Below are 13,138 nucleotides of genomic sequence, written 5' to 3'. Positions count from 1 at the left end.
TGGCTGCGCCAACGGGCGATCGCCAAACCGAAATTCTCAGATGCTAAACGTGTACAGTTCGCCTAGGAAATATTGGCAACCCGCATGAATGGGGTTGTCGTCTTGGTCGCAGATAAACGTGTCTACTTTGAAGAAAGGGGTGCCGGGCAGCGTATCCATGGTCCGGGCCATGTCCGCATCGGCGAGGGTCATGGACAATGTGGTCTCTTTGGGATGTATCGGCTCAATACCGTACTTGTCTGTTAACAGACGGTACAACGAACCGGTCAGATCCTCACGTTTGAGAAAGTCGAACCGGGGAAGTGGGAAGTAGTTGTTTTCCAACATCACCGGTCGGCCGTCCGCCATCCGCTTGCGGCAGGTATAGAGCACCGGCTGTCCGGGACTGACTTGCAGCTTGTGGGCCACGTCGTCTGTGGCTGGGGTTTCTTCGCAGCGCAACAACACCGATGAAACCGTGAACCCCGCCTGTTCGGCGCTTTCGCTGAATCCCGAAACGTAGGCGATTTTCCGATCGATGGTGTGGTGGCGCACAAAGGTGCCTTTGCCTTGCCGCTTGACCAGATATCCCTCCTCGACGAGCTCGGATACCGCCTTGCGTACGGTGATGCGCGAGACGCCATAGAGTTCGCCGAGTTTTGGTTCTGAGGGGATCATCTCATCCTGCTGATAGCGGCCGGAACGAATGTCGGCCAGCAGCGAGGCCTTGAGCTGAAGGTACATCGGCACCGCAGCACTGCCTTCGAGCATGTTGACCCCTCACATATATGAACTCTCACTTCATGATACCAAGAGGGGCGCAATGTCGAAGTCAGCCGGACAGTCTAGCCGTATCCCTCACTCGTGAATCTGCGTGCCGAAGCCGAAGGATCCGTTCAACTGCACCGCCTGCTCGGCGAAACGCTGACCGTCCTTCAAGCTTTCCTCGACCCCCTTCCCCTCGATCTCGTGGGAGAGCAGGAACGCAGTAAGCGAAGAGTCGCCTGCGGCCATGGTGTCGACCGCCTTCACCACGTGCGGAGCCATCTCGTAGAAGCGTTCGCCGTCGTAAGCAATGGTGGGTTTGGAACCACGTGTGGCCATCAGCACCTTGTTGGACGGGGCGAAGAGATGATTGAGCAGCACCTCCACTTGGTTGTCGGGCATGTCGAGCGAGAAGAAGCCGTATTGCACGTACGGCAGCGCCTCGAGTGTGTCGTTGGTGAACTCGTCGGAGAAGTCGTACGAGATCGGTACGCCCAGCTTGGAGATCTGCGGTAGCATATGATCGCTGTTGCCCCAGATGCCCATATGAATGAGGGAGAACGAACCGATGTAGTCGAGGTCGTCCTGCGTGCATTCAATCGGCTTCTCGCCGGCGATGCCGCCTTCGTTGCTGCCGACGAACACACGGTCGCCGTCAACGATGTTGACTTTCGCGCAGCCGTTCTCGCCATGTTCGGTGTGGCAGTGGCTTCGGTCGATGCCCAGCTTGTCGATGCTGTCTTTGACATGCTGGGCTTCACGGTCGTCGCCGAATACGCCCATGAAGGCGGAATCGTACCCGAGCTGTTTGGCGAACGCTGCGAAATTCAGGGCGTTGCCGCCCGGATACATCACGTTCAGGTTGACGTACTGGTCGACGACTTGGTCTCCCAGACCCAACACCTTTGTTGTGCCTGTCATAATCAGTATTCCACCTTCCCCATGTAGCGCCGTGAGTCCAAATCGTGGTTGTGTACGATGGAGAGTGCGTAACGGTACTTGCTGAGCACGCTGTAGAAGAGCACCGGGTTGAAGTACTCGCTAACCGAGTCGTCGATTGCGTCGAGCCCCAGCTCCTTGGCGTCCACAACCTCGACCTTTTCGGCGTACTGGTTGAGGAATTTCAAGGCGCGTTCGTCAAGTTCGCGCGTGCGGCCCAAGCCCATGGCCAGGATGAACGGAGTGTCCTTGTCGGTCACCTCGAACGGGCCGTGGAAGAATTCGCCCGAGTGGATGGGTGCGGCGTCGAGCCACTGCATCTCCATAAGCGAGCAGATGGAGAATCCGTACGCGTGGCCGTAGGAGGCGCCCGAAGCCATGGTGTAGAACATGGGTTCGTCTTTGTAACGTTCGGCAAAGGCCTTGGTGCGGGGCACGACTGCGTCCTCGGCCTTGGCGACCACGGAGTCGATGATGTTCATGGCGCCTCGGAAGGCTTCGTAATGTGCGTAGCCTTCAACCTCGTTGACCAGTGAGACGGTCAGGTCGAGCATGATGGCCATCGGGTTGTTGTGCACGCTCTTCTCGTCGCCCCACTCGTAGACGAACGAGTGATCCGACAGCGGCAGCAGATCGGCTTTCTGGTTGTAGGTCAGACCGACGGTCTGTGCCCCGGCCTGGTGGGCCACGCGCGCGGCTTCCAAGGTCTCAGGGGTGCCGCCGCTGTGCGAGCAGAGGATGACGACCGAGTTCTTGCCGAGCTTGGCAGGCGGCACGTGAACGAATTCGTTCGCAGTGTACAGGCCGCTTGTCAGTTTCTTCGATTCCGCTTTGATGAAGTAGTCCGACACATACATGTCCACCAGAGAGCCGCCGCAGGCTACGAAGTAGACTTCGCTCAGCTTGTTGTCGGTGCTCTTGACCAGTTGTGATGCGCACTTCTGCACGTCCATGCATACCTCCTTGTTATGGCATAACGTCACATGACGTATTGCCTATAGAATATGGCACATTGCGGTTGTTTGTCAAGTTGATTTTCCTTATGGTGGCAGCTTGCTTGCATGACGATGAGTGCAGGTGTGGTTCTGATTTCGATCTGAGTGGCTCATTCATTTAGGATATGGCTGATGTTTGCTGATCTCTCAACTTCTGGCACATATCTCTTGTCTTTAGTGTTCCTTGGATGAGCTCTTAGAATTAGTAGGGTGTGTGGATAATGTATGCGTATGAGATCCGTGAGAGGCTTTCAGTGTTTGCTGCTGACTGGTTGTATCGCTGTTTAGGAATCTTTGTGTCAGATGGTTGGCGTAGATGACGAGTAGGAGTTGGTACGGCGGTTTTGGATGGTTGTTGTTTGGGAATAGCGAACGGGATAAGGCTCTCAGCTGGAGATGTGTAAAGTTTGTTTACGGTTATTTTTAGCAGATCTTCTGCGTGATTTGGAATTCTGCCCCTAAAATTGCTCATTAGGTATATTATGTTTTATGTACACAGATGACGTGTACATAAATACGACGGCAAGGAGACCGCCATGAAAAAAATCCCGCTAAAGTATAAAATCGCGACTGCGGTTGCAGTCTTAACTATCCCTGCGCTTTGCACAGGTACGGCCGCTGCCTCGACAGTGAATTCCATGGATGAGGCTGAAGTCATTGCAAAAACTGCTCAGCATGGTGCCGATGTTGCTGGGTGCCTCCTATGAAAAATAATGCAACAATCTATATTGCTGTTGGCTTCTTCGGCTTGGCGTTGGTGAGTGCTCACGTCGTGTCGTGGCTTACCGGTTCGCAGTTCTGGGGAGCATTTGCTTACCCGGTTGTGTGGTTACTTATGATTATCGTCATGGCATTGGAGCATATCGCAGATCAACATAAGAACAGTGATGAGTAATCGCTGTGATGTTCACGAGTGACAGCGCTGCTGCAGGGAGAATCAAGTTGTGTCGTTCTGCGGATGGCTGTCACTCGATATTGTTGTTGGTGTGTTGTCGGGCGTATGGTTGATTGACGCGCGTGATATGCGCGAGCAGTGTGCCTACAATAAACAGCATGACTGATTTCGTTCCTACATTGGCGCAGGCTGATGAACTGCACCATCGCATCGCTCCTTCACAGGCTGCGTATAATCTGATTCATGGCCATTGTGTGGTGGTGGCCACGATTACCAGGCAGCTGGTGCAGCGGCAGAACGCGCTGTTTGTGCGGCGCTGCACGTTGCCGGCCGGCGCACAAGGCGATGCCGTGCCGGCAACGGACGGGGTGAGTGGCGGTCAGATGCCGCCGCGCTTGCTGGATGAGTCGCTTGCTGTGGTGGGAGCAATGCTGCATGACATCGGCACCTATCTGGTGCTGGCGAACGACGGTACCGACGGGCAAGAGCTCAAGTTCGACGGGCCAAACTATGTGCTGCATGGTTTGCGAGGCTACCGGTGGCTGCTCGAGCAGGGTGTGGATGAATCAGTAGCGCAGTTTGCACGCAACCATACTGGCGTGGGGCTTACTCGCGAGCAGGTGGAAGCGCAGGGCTTGCCGCTGCCGGTGGATGATTATGTGCCGATGAACCTCGAGCAGGAGGTGGTAATGGTGGCCGATAAATACAACAGCAAATCCATACCGCCGCGCTTCCTGACCGCGCAGGCCTACGCACGTAAAGCTGCCAGGTTTGGCGAGGCGAACGAGCGCCAGTGGCTTGACCTAGTTCGTCAATACGGTACCCCAGATATTCCGGCGCTCGCAGCACGCTTCAACATGCAACTAGAACAGTGATTACTTATATTGCACCTGTCCGCCCAAGGTCTTGATTATGCAGGTTAGGCTCGGCTTGTACTGATGTAAGACGGGAGGACGTATGGAGAAGTTTGGTTGTCGTTGTTCAGGCGGTAAGCCGGTGCGCTATGTTTGGGCAGGTCAGCCGGTATCTCGCAGTTTGGGCGAGAGCTGGCAGCATGCTCTAGCTGTATGGTTTGCCTTGAAGGCTGCTAATCAAGAATTTGCATGGGGGCGGCTGGGGACGAAGTGGTTTGATAAGTATCGTTTGAGAACCGAAGCGTTTATTGAGGCGAAGCTCGATAGTGTGGTAAGAGGCGGGGTGGTCCCAGGTAACGAGGTTTGCTCGCTTGTGAGAGCATATGACGGAATTTCCATGTTTGAGTTGAGGTTCTACCGTGACATGAGACTGTTGCGTGGTGCTGTGTCGGAGCAAATCAGGCACTATGTGTACGAGCCGCTTCCAATGCCAGCGCAAGTTGTGGGATTGCATATGCATATCAAAGATGTGCGTGGCGATGATGCGGTGATTCGTGCGAGGCAGAATGCTGAAATCGATGTCGCTATGCGGGTGTGTGAACGGTATATAAAGTGTGCGGAGGTGCGGTGATATGAGGTTGTGGTAGATTTATAAGAATAACTAATATTGGGGAGGGGTAGAGATGACTCTCGAGACCGATTATGACTATCGTGAGCTGGCGTATGACTTGTATCAGGCGGGCGACGACCTGTTACGCGACTTGGTGGCGATGCGTAAACAGCGCGGCATGACGCAAGCTGATTTGGCTGAGGAAATGGGTGTGACTCAGTCTGCCATATCGCAAATTGAAACGGGCAAAACTGGGCTGGTATCGTTACTGACCGATTATGCGCTTGAGGTAGGGGTACGTATCGAATATGCGTTGCACCCGGCCGAAGAACAATCTCGCGGAAGCCGAGCTACCATGGTTGAGGGTAGTAGATATCGTCAGCATGCGTCAAAGCGAAAGTCTGTGAGCGGTGCAGTAGGGAGTGAGGGCGATGTGCATAAGTTGAACGTAGATGAGCCTGCGCGTTCACCATTGGCAGGGAACGAGGTAGTTGAATCTCGTGTTTTGCCAGTTGCGCAGCCAGCCTGAAGTGTGGTGCCTCTTTGCGGGTGGTGCTTCAGGCTGACCGCGTGCTGGTGGGAAGGAGTTGCTAGTTGTCGAAGGCGAACGTTTGATCACAGTTGTCGGCGAGCAGGCTGGTCGGCCGGTTTTGTGCTGTGCTGCGGTCTGCGGTGGTGTCTGCGTCAGACTCGGAGGAGCCGTCGCTGTTGGTGTCCGTCTGCGCCACATCATCAGATTGCATTTCGTCCAGAACGATGACACAGCGGCGCGGATCTTTTTGATGAGCCAAACGCTTGAGCAGCGCCAACAGCGTCTTCTGATCCTCGCGCTCCAAACCGTGCAACGGATCGTCGGCGATGATCACCGTGGCATCGCACGAGATAGCACGGGCCACAGCCACGCGCCGTCTGTTAAGTTCGCTGACCTTGATCAGCGGCACACCGGTCACTGCCTCGTCAAACCCCACCGTTTTCAACAGTTGACGCGCAATCTGGGGAATGGGGTTGAGGAACGTGCGGCCGGACGCCTTCATGGTTCGGGTGACGTTGCTCAGCGCATCGAGCTCATCCCACACCGCGTACTGTTGTGGAATGAGCGCAAGCCGATGCCCACGAATTTCGTTGATTTCCAGGTCGGCAAGGCTGGCACTTTTGAGCATGACCTGGCCCTGGTTCGGCCGGATGAATCCGCCGGCCGCAGCCATGAATGCGCGTCGCTGATCGTCGGCAGCACCGGTGAGCGCCACCAGTTTGCCAGTTTCAAACCGCCAGTACACATTACTTAGCGGGCTGCGACCGGTTTTCTTGTCGGTAATGGTCACGTGGTCAAACGTAAACGCTGGAGCTGCTCTGAACAGTGCCGAGGCTTCCTGCGCAAAGCTGTCAAGACTGCTGTCGTTCGTCTCTTCGACAACAGTGTAGGGGTCGTCCTCGTAGTCGTCGTCAACGGTGAATGCGGGAGCCTTCGGCGTGGTGGTTTCGCTGCTCGCTTGCTCGCTGGTGCTCGCACCCTTGGCTTCGTTCGTGGCTGCATCCTCGTTCTTAGCTGAGCCTTCGTTGTTGACCGAGCCTTCGTCCTTACGGGTTTCTTCGCTTTCGTGTTCGGCGGAGGTCGGTTCGATGTTGTCCTTGGTATCGTCGCTCATATCAGGCCTCCTCGTTGTCGTCTTGTGCTGCGTCGGGTGTCGTTCTTGTATCAAACAGACGGTCGGTGCGTGCCGCCAACCCTCTGGCAAAAGCGATGATGGCAACGATGGCAACGAACCCAAGGCCGTACCACATCGCCATCCAGCAATCACCGGTGAGTGTGATGTCATGTCCGGCTCGCAGTGCGCCTCCAAGAGGTTTGACGCTCAGCGCACCTGCCACGCCGCCTACGATCATGCCCAGCAGTGTTGGCAGCAATGTTTCAAGCGCCAGTTGCGAGCCGATACGCAGGCGGGTTACGCCGATGACCATGTCCATGCCGATTTCGTCTCGTCGCCCACTTAAGTTCCAAGCCAGCAACGCCAGCATCGCGAGTCCGGCCAGCACATATATTGCAGTGGATGCAGAACGCACGTTGACGGCGAACTTGGTGAATGGCGCCACTGACTCGTTGTAGCGCTCCAGCGTGGGGGAGCTGACCTCATAGCCCTTGGGCATGCCCAGCTGCTTCACCGTCTTCTCGAACGTGGGGTACAGGTCGGCACTTTGCATGGTGAACGCGATATCGAATTCAGGGACGTCCCAGCCTTTGGCTGTGGAATCGTCGACCGAGTCGTTGGAGGTGGCGAAAATCGGGAAGGTGCCGGACGTGTAAATGGCATTGTCGCGATTGTTCTTGGCGAGCTTCGCTGAATCGTCACGTCCTGCCGGCGCAGGATCGGTGTACTGGTAGATGCCTACCACCTTGACATCATACGATGTTCCGGCATCGCTGGGGGCGCCCACGGTGAAGGTGGAGCCGACTTTCAAATGGTTGCGCTCGGCCAGCGCAGTGGACACGAGCGCGTCAGATTTGCCTGCGGACTGGAAATCGAGCTGTTTGCCTTGCTTGATGGTGAACCGGCCGAGCTTGTTGATGGAGATGCCGGATTTGTCGTACAGAGCGGTAAGCGTGAACTCGCCTCCGGTGCGATCAGACGGCTGGTCTGCGGTGCCGGACACGGCCTTGACACTGCCGTTCTGGCGCACTGGCATCGATTCCGCGAAACTGTACTGTGCCTGTACTCCTGCCTGGTCGAGTGCCGAGGCGTACGTGGAGTATTTCTTGTACGTCAGATAGCTTTTCGTGGTGTTCGGGTCGGCATCGTCACGTTTAGCCAAGGTCTGTGCCGAGGGTCGGACGACCGCCGTGGTCTGCTGAGCGTTGTATTCGTCGCCATGCACCTGCGCGTCGGCGGCGTGCGTCGATTGTGCGAATACACCAGTGAACATGGCCAGAGCGGCCAGCACTGCGGTGAACAGGTTGCGCCAAGGGTGGCGCTTCAAGGCTTCCCAAGCGTTGCTGACAACAAACATGCGGGCTCCTTCTCGTGTGCTTTCAAAACCTCTATTGTGCCTGCTGGCCAGTATAAGAAGAAATTCTTGGAATTGGGTGAGCGCTCGCTGGGAAGGCGCGTGTGCCTCGTTTCGGCTAGGATATGCGGTATGAAGCTGACCCGTCGTCTCAAATCCCTTTCCTTGCCGTTGAGCGCCGTGCTGGGCGTGGGCATCGCGTTGTGCATCGTTATCGCATGGTTTCCCAACGCCTCCGGTGCATGGAACGAACCGTTGCAGCAGATTGACGCGCCGGCTCACTACTACTTTATTCGCAAGATTCTGAAGTTCGGTCCTGCTGCGGCGCTGCACCTGTGGCCCAACGATGCCTACTACCCGCCCATGTTCCATCTTGCGGCGGCGGGACTGATCGAGCTTGGTAACCTATTCGGCGCCCACATCAGCATCTATGCAGCGTTCAACGTGGTATGGCTGTTCACTTCAGGTGTGCTGTGGCCTGTCGGCATGAGTCTGTTGGCCTCATACTGGACGAGGAAAGTTGACGGGCAAGCGCGCGACTGGCGGCCGTTCTCGTGTGTGATGATGCTCGCCGTGCCGGTGCTGGCGGTGAGTTCCGCGAGTCATCCCTTTTATATGTTGGCGCAGGGGCCTTTGATTTCCTACGGTCTGGCCACCACACTGCTGCCCTTCTGGCTGTATGTGTCATTGCGCTGTTTTGACGCAATTGCCGAGCGACGCAATCGCGTGCGCTGGATTGCTGCAGTAGTGGCGTTGGGTGCGCTGGACATCTTCGCCCACCCGCGCATTGCCTTCACTTGGCTGCTTCTCATGGCGCCATATATTCTGCTGCGTCTGCCGTGGAAGCTCATCGCAGGTGCGGTGGCGGCGGTGGCGGTGCTGGCGGTGGCATTCTACGGCTACATGACTTCGCACTACACGTCGACGCGCTACCTTGACCCCTCCAGCTGGTTCCACACGTATACGCCTTCGCGCAGCCTCGGTGAGGCGTTGAAAGTCTTTGTCTCCGACAACATTCCCGGGTTTGCCGGAGGGGCCATGGCTGTGGCAGTGGTGGTGGCACTGGCGGTGGTGCTGATGCTGGTGGTTCGACCGCAGGTGATGGTGCGGCCTACTTCCGCCTCTGGCGCCTCCACCTCTGCTTCATCTGCCTCAACTGTGCGCGTGCGTAAGGATGCTCTCGCTATGCTGATGGACGTAGCTCTGGTGTGCCTGGTGTACGTGTGCTCGGCTGCACTCACTGGATGGTTCCCCAACATTGTGGCGGCCGCCTGGTACCGCGCCGAGACCCGTCCGCTCACCATGCTGCCGATCGCACTGGTGCCGTTGCTGGTCTTCGCTGTCAGTGCGCTTGCCAAGCTGGATTGGGAACGGTTCGTGCCTGCTGTGCGGGGCGTGCGTACTCGCGAGCGTTCGTGGGGCATGACCATTCCTGCCGTGCTGCTGGTGGCGCTGACGCTGGTAGTCCAGTTCGGTAACGTCACACGCACGCAGCTGAGCGAATCGGTGGGCTACAACATGCAGTTGGATCGTAAGGCTCCGGATGACCAGCTCACTTCGGCCAAGGTGAAGGTGTTGCGCCAGACCGTAGATATCGCCGGCACAGACGCGCTCATCATTTCCGATCCCATGAATGGTTCGATGTACGCTCAGGCAATGTATGGCGCGAATATGCTGTACCCCATCTACAACGCTATGCACGAGCAGAATGGTGCGGTGTTCGGCCGGGTTGAGGATGCCTTTGGCTCGGGCAAGGGCGCTGAGGCGCTGGGTGCGGTGTGCCCTGTCGGTCTTGACGGCTCAGGGAGTCGTACCGATTTGGGAAAGTCTGCGCACGGTCCGGTCTACTTCCTCTCCATGGGGCCTCAAGCGCCGAGCTTGGGGTTGTTTACCTTCAAGCAGCAGTACGACGTGTTCCATGATCAACGGCTCATAGACCGGTATGTGGAGGATGGCACGCTGGTCAAAGTGAAGGACTTCGGTAATGTGGCACCCGAATCCGAAGGTTGGGCACTGTACCGTTTCACCTGTGGAAATTAACCGTCTCAATCTTGGCTGATGCGCTATGGTTGAGGCCATGCAGACCATAGACGCCGCAGAACGCAGCAGCATCAACCGGCAGATCATCGCCTTGGCGGTGCCCACGTTCGGCCAGCTTATTGCCGATCCTCTATTCGTACTCATCGACACGTCGTTGGTCGGTCATATCGGTACGGCGGCTCTTGCGGGTCTGTCCATCGGCAGCACCATCATGCTCACCGCAGCAGGTCTGTGCAATTTTTTGGCCTATGGCACTACGTCCAGTGTGGGCAAGCTCATGGGGGCCGGGCGCAATCGCGAGGGCTTCGAAACCGGTGTGGACGGCATGTGGCTGGCGTTGGTCATCGGTGTGGTGGTTTCGGCGTTGCTGTTCGGGTTTGCTACTCCGCTGTGCCAGGCCATGGGTGCCGGCGGGGAGGTGCTGATCAATGCAGTGAGTTATTTGCGAGCGGTTATTTTAGGGTTGCCGGGCATGCTGTTGGTCTATGCGGCGAACGGTATTTTCCGTGGTTTGAAAAAGGTTCGTATCACCCTCGTGGCGGCGGTGAGCGGAGCCGTGGTGAATACTGTGCTTGATGTGCTTTTCATTTTCGTGTTCCACTGGGGCGTGGCCGGTTCGGGTTTGGCTACGTTTGTGGCGCAATGGTTCATGGGATTGTTCTTGGCTGTGCCGGCTTTGGTGTGGGCGCGTCAGTCGGGGGCACGTTTGGCGCCTCGTGTGGCGGGCATCATGCATACGGCCAGCGACGGACTGCCCTTGTTTATCCGCACGTTGGCGTTGCGTATCTGCTTGGTGGCCACGGTGGTGCTTGCCACGCACATGGGTACCGAAGTGCTTGCCGCCTATCAGGCTGTTAATTCCACATGGAATTTCGTGCTCAACATGCTCGATGCCATCGGCATTGCCGGGCAGGCGCTTGTGGCGATTGAACTTGGGGCAGGGCAGCGCGCCCGGGCACGCGCGCTGACTGATATTGCCGCGAAGGCCGGTCTGGTGGGTGGTGTGGCCATCGGCGTGGCGACTGCCCTGTTCGGTGAGTTGGCTGCACCTATGTTCAGTTCGGTGCCAGGTGTGCAGTCGCTTATCCGTGTCGGCATGGTGGTTGTTGCTTTAGCGCTGCCGCTTGCCGGCTGGATGTGGGCGCTTGATGGCATTCTCATCGGTGCTGGAGACTACATGTATTTGGCCGTGACCTGTTCGGTGGTCACCGTGGCGTATCTGCCGTTGCTGTTTGCGTTGGATGCATTGTGCAAGACCGTACACATCGGGGACAGTGTGGCGATGGTATTGCTGTGGGCGGTGTTTGGCGTGGTGTTTATCGGCGGGCGTTCGTTGTTCAACGGGTTGCGTGCGCGCGGCGAGCAGTGGATGCATCTCTGAGTCGCTTGTTCCGCTCTGTAGCATATCGAAGCGCATTGCGCAACCAAAAGATGATGGTGTGGAAACTATCCCCAAGTTGTGCACAGAGTTATACCCATGTTGTGGATAACTTGCGCGGTTATCCCCGCTGTCTGCGCCTAAATGTGGATAACTTATTTTTCTGTCCACATTGCGCAGCCCGTGCGTGTCCTCCTCCTGCAGCCCAAGTTTCGTAGCTCTTCTTATACTTGAGGCATGGCAGATGGAAATTCTTGGGATGAAGGCTCGGCATCGGGTTCGAACGGATATACGTCGAACGCGAATCGTTCGCATGCGGACGCCGCAGGCATCGGCGCCGGCTCGCCGCTGTTCGACCGTATCCCTCCGCACGACGACGACGCGGAAATGGCGGTGCTCGGCGGCATGCTCATGAGCAAGGATGCCATCGGCGAGGTCTCGCAGACCATCGATGTGGCCGACTTCTACCAGCCCATGCATCAGACCATTTATGAAGCGATCATCACCCTCTTCTCCGCATCTCAACCGGTGGATGCCGTGCTCGTGGCCAACGAGCTGCTCAAGTCCGGCGACTTGGAGAAGGTAGGTGGCGCAGATTATCTGCATAGCTTGGTCGCCTCGGTGCCTACCGCCGCCAACGCTACTTATTATGCCGAAATCGTGCATCAGCGTGCCGTGCTGCGCAACGTGATTGCAGCTGGCACGAAAATCGCCCAGCTGGGCTACTCGGCCGAAGGCTCGCAGGCCGAAGATGTGGTCAACTTGGCGCAGTCTGAGATCTACGAGATGAGCGTCGGCAAGGTGCGGCAGGACTACAGCGCCATCGGCCCGGTAGTTCAAGATACGCTCGAACAGCTTGACAAGCTGCAGAACGGTGAGCTGGAAAAAGGCGTACCCACTGGATTCAGAGACATTGACGATGTGACCCAAGGCTTGCAGCCTGGCCAGATGATCGTGGTCGCAGGACGCCCGGCCATGGGCAAATCCACACTGGGCGTGGACTTTGCACGCAGTGCCGCGCTCCACAACAACATGACCTCTGTCATCTTCTCCTTGGAGATGAGCAAAGTGGAACTGGCGCAGCGCATTATCTCCGCAGAAACCAACATTCCGCTCACCGCCATGCGTCGCGCCGAAGACATCACTCCCGACCGGTGGAACACGCTCAACAACTTCTGGAGCAAAATGCAGGAGGCGCCGCTCTTCATCGACGACAGCCCAAACATGAGCCTGATGGAAATTCGCGCAAAATGTCGTCGTCTCAAGCAAACCAACGATTTGAAACTCGTGGTCATCGACTACCTGCAGCTTATGAGCTCAGGCAAGCGCGAGGAAAGCCGCCAGCAAGAGGTGTCCGGGTTCTCCCGCGCGCTCAAGCTGCTTGCCAAAGAGCTCGAAGTGCCCGTGGTGGCCCTCTCCCAGCTCAACCGTGGCCCCGAGATGCGCAACGACCGCAAACCCCAGCTTTCCGACTTGCGAGAATCCGGTTCCATCGAGCAGGACGCCGACGTGGTGTTTCTGGTTCATCGCCCAGACTTCTACGACCAGGAAGACAGGCCGGGCGAGGCGGACATCATCATGGCCAAGCATCGTAACGGCCCCACCGACACCTTCAATCTGGCATTCCTCGGCGCCAGTTCGAAGTTCAAGGACATGCCGCAGGACTACCAGCAGGGGGTGTGA

At 57.1% G+C, this 13,138-nt stretch carries 13 protein-coding genes; 8 read left to right on the top strand and 5 right to left on the bottom strand.

Annotation, left to right across the window (positions count from 1 at the left end):
• Positions 1 to 36: 36 nt before the first annotated feature.
• From AC3B5A_RS04390 to AC3B5A_RS04380, 3 genes are all read right to left on the bottom strand, one after another.
• Positions 37 to 750: a GntR family transcriptional regulator gene (locus AC3B5A_RS04390; RefSeq protein ID WP_489799168.1), complete on the bottom strand. Its 714-nt coding sequence runs from the start codon at positions 748 to 750 to the stop codon at positions 37 to 39.
• An 87-nt stretch (positions 751 to 837) separates the two neighbouring features.
• On the bottom strand, positions 838 to 1,665 hold the full coding sequence (locus AC3B5A_RS04385; RefSeq protein WP_489799166.1) for a PfkB family carbohydrate kinase: 828 nt from the start codon (positions 1,663 to 1,665) through the stop codon (positions 838 to 840).
• 2 nt (positions 1,666 to 1,667) lie between these two features.
• Positions 1,668 to 2,636, bottom strand: coding sequence for an SIS domain-containing protein (locus AC3B5A_RS04380; RefSeq protein ID WP_489799165.1), 969 nt, complete (start codon positions 2,634 to 2,636; stop codon positions 1,668 to 1,670).
• 578 nt (positions 2,637 to 3,214) lie between these two features.
• Here AC3B5A_RS04380 and AC3B5A_RS04375 point away from each other — a divergent pair.
• The 5 genes from AC3B5A_RS04375 to AC3B5A_RS04355 all read left to right on the top strand — a co-directional run bounded on the left by AC3B5A_RS04375 (position 3,215) and on the right by AC3B5A_RS04355 (position 5,566).
• Positions 3,215 to 3,385, top strand: coding sequence for a hypothetical protein (locus tag AC3B5A_RS04375; RefSeq protein ID WP_489799163.1), 171 nt, complete (start codon positions 3,215 to 3,217; stop codon positions 3,383 to 3,385).
• Positions 3,382 to 3,573, top strand: coding sequence for a hypothetical protein (locus AC3B5A_RS04370; protein ID WP_489799161.1), 192 nt, complete (start codon positions 3,382 to 3,384; stop codon positions 3,571 to 3,573). The genes AC3B5A_RS04375 and AC3B5A_RS04370 overlap by 4 nt, the downstream gene beginning before the upstream one ends.
• 158 nt (positions 3,574 to 3,731) lie before the next feature.
• Positions 3,732 to 4,448 (top strand): HD domain-containing protein, encoded by a 717-nt coding sequence (locus AC3B5A_RS04365; RefSeq protein ID WP_489799159.1) that lies wholly within the window; start codon positions 3,732 to 3,734, stop codon positions 4,446 to 4,448.
• Positions 4,449 to 4,530: 82 nt separating this feature from the next.
• Entirely contained in the window at positions 4,531 to 5,058 is a 528-nt protein-coding gene (locus AC3B5A_RS04360) for a hypothetical protein (RefSeq protein WP_489799157.1), read from the top strand.
• A 52-nt stretch (positions 5,059 to 5,110) separates the two neighbouring features.
• A complete protein-coding gene (locus AC3B5A_RS04355) occupies positions 5,111 to 5,566 on the top strand; it encodes a helix-turn-helix domain-containing protein (protein ID WP_489799155.1) in 456 nt (151 codons plus the stop codon).
• Positions 5,567 to 5,627: 61 nt separating this feature from the next.
• Here AC3B5A_RS04355 and AC3B5A_RS04350 read toward each other — a convergent pair whose 3' ends face one another.
• Positions 5,628 to 6,683: an ATP-binding cassette domain-containing protein gene (locus AC3B5A_RS04350; protein WP_489799153.1), complete on the bottom strand. Its 1,056-nt coding sequence runs from the start codon at positions 6,681 to 6,683 to the stop codon at positions 5,628 to 5,630.
• A 1-nt stretch (position 6,684) separates the two neighbouring features.
• Positions 6,685 to 8,040 carry an FtsX-like permease family protein gene (locus AC3B5A_RS04345; protein ID WP_489799151.1) on the bottom strand — a complete coding sequence of 452 codons (1,356 nt, stop codon included), beginning with the start codon at positions 8,038 to 8,040 and terminating at the stop codon, positions 6,685 to 6,687.
• A gap of 129 nt (positions 8,041 to 8,169) precedes the next feature.
• Between AC3B5A_RS04345 and AC3B5A_RS04340 the strand changes: the two genes are divergently transcribed.
• The 3 genes from AC3B5A_RS04340 (at position 8,170) to dnaB (ending at position 13,138) form a co-directional block, all read left to right on the top strand.
• A complete protein-coding gene (locus AC3B5A_RS04340) occupies positions 8,170 to 10,077 on the top strand; it encodes a DUF6541 family protein (protein WP_489799149.1) in 1,908 nt (635 codons plus the stop codon).
• A 37-nt stretch (positions 10,078 to 10,114) separates the two neighbouring features.
• Complete coding sequence (locus tag AC3B5A_RS04335; protein WP_489799147.1) at positions 10,115 to 11,458, top strand: MATE family efflux transporter; 1,344 nt, start codon at positions 10,115 to 10,117, stop codon at positions 11,456 to 11,458.
• A 234-nt stretch (positions 11,459 to 11,692) separates the two neighbouring features.
• Positions 11,693 to 13,138 (top strand): replicative DNA helicase, encoded by a 1,446-nt coding sequence (gene dnaB, locus AC3B5A_RS04330; protein ID WP_489799145.1) that lies wholly within the window; start codon positions 11,693 to 11,695, stop codon positions 13,136 to 13,138.

This window comes from Bifidobacterium sp. ESL1133, from assembly GCF_058107325.1.
Note: the sequence above shows the minus strand (reverse complement) of the source record. Positions and strands in the feature narration are given on the sequence as shown.

Excerpts from the sequence above, each read along its gene's own strand:
- AC3B5A_RS04345 (WP_489799151.1), bottom strand. The coding sequence starts at position 8,040 with ATGTTTGTTGTCAGCAACGCTTGGGAAGCCTTGAAGCGCCACCCTTGG.
- AC3B5A_RS04350 (WP_489799153.1), bottom strand. The coding sequence starts at position 6,683 with ATGAGCGACGATACCAAGGACAACATCGAACCGACCTCCGCCGAACAC.
- AC3B5A_RS04335 (WP_489799147.1), top strand. The coding sequence starts at position 10,115 with ATGCAGACCATAGACGCCGCAGAACGCAGCAGCATCAACCGGCAGATC.
- dnaB (WP_489799145.1), top strand. The coding sequence starts at position 11,693 with ATGGCAGATGGAAATTCTTGGGATGAAGGCTCGGCATCGGGTTCGAAC.
- AC3B5A_RS04380 (WP_489799165.1), bottom strand. The coding sequence starts at position 2,636 with ATGGACGTGCAGAAGTGCGCATCACAACTGGTCAAGAGCACCGACAAC.
- AC3B5A_RS04390 (WP_489799168.1), bottom strand. The coding sequence starts at position 750 with ATGCTCGAAGGCAGTGCTGCGGTGCCGATGTACCTTCAGCTCAAGGCC.
- AC3B5A_RS04355 (WP_489799155.1), top strand. The coding sequence starts at position 5,111 with ATGACTCTCGAGACCGATTATGACTATCGTGAGCTGGCGTATGACTTG.
- AC3B5A_RS04360 (WP_489799157.1), top strand. The coding sequence starts at position 4,531 with ATGGAGAAGTTTGGTTGTCGTTGTTCAGGCGGTAAGCCGGTGCGCTAT.
- AC3B5A_RS04365 (WP_489799159.1), top strand. The coding sequence starts at position 3,732 with ATGACTGATTTCGTTCCTACATTGGCGCAGGCTGATGAACTGCACCAT.
- AC3B5A_RS04370 (WP_489799161.1), top strand. The coding sequence starts at position 3,382 with ATGAAAAATAATGCAACAATCTATATTGCTGTTGGCTTCTTCGGCTTG.
- AC3B5A_RS04385 (WP_489799166.1), bottom strand. The coding sequence starts at position 1,665 with ATGACAGGCACAACAAAGGTGTTGGGTCTGGGAGACCAAGTCGTCGAC.
- AC3B5A_RS04340 (WP_489799149.1), top strand. The coding sequence starts at position 8,170 with ATGAAGCTGACCCGTCGTCTCAAATCCCTTTCCTTGCCGTTGAGCGCC.
- AC3B5A_RS04375 (WP_489799163.1), top strand. The coding sequence starts at position 3,215 with ATGAAAAAAATCCCGCTAAAGTATAAAATCGCGACTGCGGTTGCAGTC.